Source organism: Stieleria sp. (assembly GCF_041595215.1).
GTDB classification, from domain to species: domain Bacteria; phylum Planctomycetota; class Planctomycetia; order Pirellulales; family Pirellulaceae; genus Stieleria; species Stieleria magnilauensis.
Genome location: NZ_JBFHKV010000549.1, coordinates 1 through 5,503, shown reverse-complemented (window position 1 = coordinate 5,503; position 5,503 = coordinate 1). Strand labels below are relative to the sequence as shown.

Genomic DNA, 5,503 nt, shown 5'->3' with positions numbered 1-5,503 from the left:
GTCGCTTCGCTCACCTCCGGCTACTCGCTTGGACCCCGTCGGGGTCAGGCCGCGCGCCCAATACCACTCAATCGACAAGGTTTAGACAAGCGCAGGGCCCTGCCGCTCACAAGCATCACTCCGTCTGGTGTCAAAGGAGAGCGGCAGCGTCCGCGCGGCGCTAAATCTCGATTTATCGGTATTGCGTTTGCGCCCTACCGCTAAAAGTTCGTGGAACACAGGTCCGCACTCACACCATAACGGGCACGGCCGGTTCATCGCTTTGATACTCTTCGCCGGCGTCTTCCGATTCATGCACCAATCGTCCTCCGGCGCTCCAGTACAACGAGTACGTCACCGGAACCAGATACAGGACCACGACGGTGGCGAACAATTCTCCGAACGCGATGCTGGTCGCCATCGGGATCAAGATCTGCGCCTGAATCGACGACTCCATCAAGATCGGAACCAATCCTCCGATCGTCGTGATCGTGGTCAACAAGACGGGGCGAAACCGTCGCACCCCCGATTCAGACAGCGCTTGACCGATCGGCATCCCGCCCCTGACACGGGAATTGATAAAGTCGATCAACACGATCGAGTCGTTCACCACGATCCCGGTCAACGCGATGATTCCGTAAAAACTGAACAGCGTCAGCGGCAATCCCATCAACAGGTGCCCGACCACAGCACCGAGCGCCCCAAAGGGAATGATCAACATCACCAACAACGGCTGCACCGCGGACTTGAATTCGATCGCCAGCAAGATGTACATCACGAACAACGCCACACCAAACCCGCTGAACAAGCTGCCCATCGACTCCGCACGCCGCTCCTGCTGTCCTTCCCATCGCACTCGCACGTCGGGGTATTTGGCCAACAATCCCGGCATAAACTCCGCTTGCAGATCCGCGACAATCTCTTCCGCATTGCCGGTCTCCTCGTCCAAGTTGCTCGACACCGTGATCGACCTGGCCTGATCAATCCGATTGATTTCGGAATAGCTTCGCACCACATCGATCTCGGCCAGTTCCGTGATCGGGCGTTCCACTCCGTCACTCAGCCGCACCCGGACCTCGTCAAAGTTGGCCAACAACCGGCGATCGTCACGCGGATAGGTGACCATGATTTTGACTTCATGACGTCCGCGTTGAACCCGCATGACTTCTTCACCGTAGTAGGCCGCGCGCACGGTTTCGGCCAAATCCGCCGTCCGCACGCCCATCGCAAACGCTTCGGGTTTGACGCGAAAACGATATTCCCACTTGCCCGGCACCGAATCGTCCTTGATGTCATAAACGCCGGGATACTTGGCCAGTTTTTCCTTGCACTCGATCACCGCCGCTTCCAACTCAGCGACGCTTCGCGAGGGGCCGAGCAATTTAAATTCGATCGGCGTTCCCCCCGGTCCAAACGAACGGGTACCCAAGGTCAGTTCTTCGGTCCCCACGATCGTCCCGACCTCTTCTCGCCACTGGGCGACGATCGCTCGGCTGTGCACGCCGCGGCTTTCCGCATTGACCAGTTCCACTTCGACGCTGCCCTTGTGACCACCGCCACCGGACGGCATGGGAGATCCACCGGGGCCGCCGCCTTGCACCGAAGCACCGACGACACGGTAGGACGTCTTTGCAATGGGTTGGCCTTTCTTTTCATAGCGATCGGCGATCCGCCAGAACGCATCCTCGACCTTCTTGGTCGCCGCGATCGTCACGCTTTCCGGTGTCCCATCAGGAAACACCACGTTTGCACTGAGCGTGTTGCCGTCAACCCTGGGAAAAAAGTTGAATTGGATGATCCCAGATCGGTACAAACCGCCGGTCAAGATCAACGCCGCAAAACAGAGGGCGACTGCGATTGACCGATTGCCCAACGACCACTCCAGCGTCGGCTTGTAGATGCGGTCGATGTATCGGCCCAACAGCCACGTTGCCGCCACGTTCAGTTTTTGGGCGACAAACAGCAGCGGCCGAAAAACGTACAGAACGACGTGAAAGATCCGAAAAATGATGCTGTCTTCGTGTGCCAGGTGACAGGGCAGAATCGTGATGCATTCGATCAGCGACACCAGCAAGATCGCGATGATCGCGGCCGGCATCACCGCCGTGAATTTCCCCATCGTCCCGCTGACGAACAGCAATGGTGCGAACGCGACCACGGTCGTCAACACGGCCGTCGTCACCGAAGGGATCACTTCCACCGTTCCGTCGATTGCCGCTCGCATGTGAGACTTGCCCATCTGCCTGTGGGCGAAGACGTTTTCGCCCACGACAATCGCGTCATCGACCACGATGCCCAGCGCCATCACAAACGCGAACATCGAAATCAGATTCAACGTTTGCCCCGTCCAATACAAAAAGATCCCCGAGGCGAGGATGGCGAACGGGATTCCCAACGCCACCCAGAACGCCAACTTCGGATCCAAAAACAATAGCAACAGCGTAAAAACGATCAGCAATCCCTGTGCCCAGTTGTTGAGCAACAGATCCAGTCGGCCACGGACCTCGACCGATTCGTCGCTCCACGTCATCAGCTGATATCCGGTCGGCAATTCGGCCTGCTCGACATAACTTTTCACCGCGTCGATCATCACGAACAAGTCTTCCGAGGTGCTACGTTCGACCGACAACGCCAACGCAGGTTGTCCATTGATCACGTTGATTGCCGTCGCGTCGGTGAACTCATCACGAACCGTGCCGAGGTCTGCAACGGTCAACACCGCACCACTGGACTCGGTGACCAGCGGCAACTCGGCCAATTCGTCGCCACTGGTACGACGATTGTTCCCACGCAGCAACACTTCCTGCGATTGGCTGCGAATCGAACCGGCCGGCAGCTCGCGGTTTTCCCGCCGTATGATTTCTGCCGTCTGACGCAGGGTCAGCCCATGAGCCCGAAGTGTCTGTTCGGGGATCTCGATATCGATCTGGTAATTGCGTGCGGCGAGGAAGTCGACTTGTGAAACCGATTCAATCGCCAGCAGGTCGTCGCGGACCCGCTCGGCGACCTCTCGCAAATCCAACTCCGCGGACGAAGAAAGCGTGTCGTCTTCGTTTCGGGGTGCCCACTCAGGTGCCAACACGCCGACGCGAATCGAAGGTCGTCGATTGGTGACCAGCGTGACCACCGGGTCTTCGGCTTCCAACGGAAAACTGGGGATTCGATCGACTCCCGAGCGGACCTCGTCCAAGATGCGATCCGGAGAGCGTGCTCCGGGAACCAACTCCATCAACACCGTGCAGGAACCTTCCATCGCCACCGTCGTGACCTTTTTGATTCCTTCGATCGAACGAACCGCTTCCTCCACCTTTTGTCCGATCCCCTGTTCCGCTTCTTGCGGCGCCGCTCCGGGATACGGCACGGTCACCGTGATCCGGTCGAGTTCAAATTCGGGAAACGATTCACGGTGCATGGCACGCAAACAGAACCAGCCGACGATCATGATCGCGACCATACACAGATTGAGCGCGGCGCGATTGTTGATCGAGGCCTGGACGATGGACTTCATCATTGGGGCCGCCCTCCACGAGTCGCGCCGCCGGGACGTTTGCCTGCTGCGCCGCCGGCTGCGGCTGCATTGTGCTTGCCACCCGGTGGTCCGCGTCGGCCCGCACCGGTCACCGCATCAGCCGACGTGCTGACCGGCATCCCTTCGACAGGTGTCGCCAGCGGTGACGTCACGATCAGATCGCCGGCGCGCAGTCCGCCGCTGCGCTGATAGGCGACGACGTGCTGTTCAGACGAATTGGCGATCGCAATCGATTTCTTGTGAAGCTTCCCCGATTCAACGATCCAGACCGCGTTGCCGGGCTGGATCGCCTGGTGGGGCAACCGGACCAACGGAATCGGCGGCGCCGCATGAATCCGCACTTTGACGAACATGCCCGTCATCAGCGTGGGCGGTTGCAGATTGACGCTATCGGCGGTGATTTCCGCGCCAAGACTTGGCGCATCGTCCGCTGTTGCGTCGTCGGTGACGGGATTCGAATTCGACGGCTTCGCCACCAAAGCTTCGGCACGCCTGGTCGATTCCATGTCGCTCAGCTTCATCACCGACGTCGGATCATCGACGTGCACGCGACACGGCACCATGCGTGTTTGGGCATCCACGCCGGCCCCGTCATAACGATCAACAACGCCTCGCCACGCGTAGTCTTCTTCACCGAGTGAATAAATGACGGTGGCCGGGGTTTCGGGAAAATCGTAGCCGCGTTCATAGCCCTTGGCCGAGCCGTCCACCGAGTCGCTTTGCCACAGCCAGTGCATCTGATGCATGTACAGTTTGCAGCTGACGTCCAGCTGCGATGTGTCTTGCAGCACGACGACGGGACCTCCGGCTTGAACGTATCCGTCTTGCTCGACACTTTCGCTGACGACAACGCCGTCGATCGGTGAAACAATTTCGGTGCGGGTCAGATTCAATTTCGCCTTGTCCAGATTCGCCTGCACGAGGGCCTTGGCACTTTCCATTCGCAGCCGCCGTTGGATCAGCAAGTTCCGCTGATCGATTTGCGATTGCAGGGTATTGCGGGTCGTCAGCTCGGCCCGGCGTGCGCTGTCGACTTCCGTGTCGGACGCGGCACTGCGACGCATCAGATCTTCGCTGCGTTTCAACTGTCGAACATCGATCGCCAATTGCTGACGCGACGATTCGATCTGGTTATCCGACGACGTGATTTCTGCATCCAGCTCCAAAATCATCGCGTCGGCCTGGGCAAGCTCTTCGGTCAGACGCCGGACCTCAAGCTCGTAGTCGTCCGGTTCGATGCGCAGCAATACGTCGCCTTTCTGGACCGTTCGGCCACTGCGACACGCCTCCGACTTGTACTCAACTCGACCCGAGATCTGAGCCGTGATATCGATCTCGCGGTATGGAACGACCACGCCATCGACGTCAAACGAGATGCCTTCGGTGTGTGCCACTGCGGGCTGGGTGACCACCAGCGGGGGAGGCGCCGGCACGGGTTCCTGGACCGGAACCTCGGGCGTCCCCATCAGAAAAAATCCGCCCACACCGGTGGCCAAAATCGCGATCGAAAGGAAGGTCTGCCCAAGAGCCGGAATCCATTTATTCATCAACGACACCCGAAGTATCTTCAAGCTATAAACGCGGCGGTGCAATCGTGTTCGATTGAAACCCCACATGATAGCTCAAGTAGCGGACGTTCACGAATTTCACGTTCTAGCCCTCCCAGCACGTCGCCCGTACCGACACAACGACATCGCGGGTGCAACCAGCCATCACCTCCTTCCCACCAGTCTGCTACGCCAATCATTCTGCCCCGTATTATTCTGCCATCCCTTTTCCCCAACGCTGTGAAGCACTTTTTTGGGGTAGGGCGCGCGCCCTCCGGTGTTTGGGGAACGGTGTGGGCCCGGTGGGCTTGCGCCCTGCCGCTAACACCTCGTCAAACGCATGGAATAAATGCTTCACAGCGTTGCCTTCTTCCCCATCGTTCTTCCCCCATCGTTCTTCCCCCATCGTTCTTCCCCCATCGTTCTGCCCCCATCGTTTTGCCCCCAT

2 protein-coding genes are annotated in these 5,503 nt (G+C 58.8%); both read right to left on the bottom strand.

All coding sequences use genetic code 11. From position 1 onward, the window contains the following. Positions 1–229: 229 nt before the first annotated feature. A complete protein-coding gene (locus ABX749_RS19795; protein ID WP_372897490.1) occupies positions 230–3,490 on the bottom strand; it encodes an efflux RND transporter permease subunit in 3,261 nt (1,086 codons plus the stop codon). Further along, positions 3,487–5,055 (bottom strand): efflux RND transporter periplasmic adaptor subunit, encoded by a 1,569-nt coding sequence (locus tag ABX749_RS19790; RefSeq protein WP_372897489.1) that lies wholly within the window; start codon positions 5,053–5,055, stop codon positions 3,487–3,489. The genes ABX749_RS19795 and ABX749_RS19790 overlap by 4 nt, the downstream gene beginning before the upstream one ends. Between the last annotated feature and the right edge of the window lie 448 nt (positions 5,056–5,503).

Excerpts from the sequence above, each read along its gene's own strand:
- ABX749_RS19795 (WP_372897490.1), bottom strand. The coding sequence starts at position 3,490 with ATGATGAAGTCCATCGTCCAGGCCTCGATCAACAATCGCGCCGCGCTC.
- ABX749_RS19790 (WP_372897489.1), bottom strand. The coding sequence starts at position 5,055 with ATGAATAAATGGATTCCGGCTCTTGGGCAGACCTTCCTTTCGATCGCG.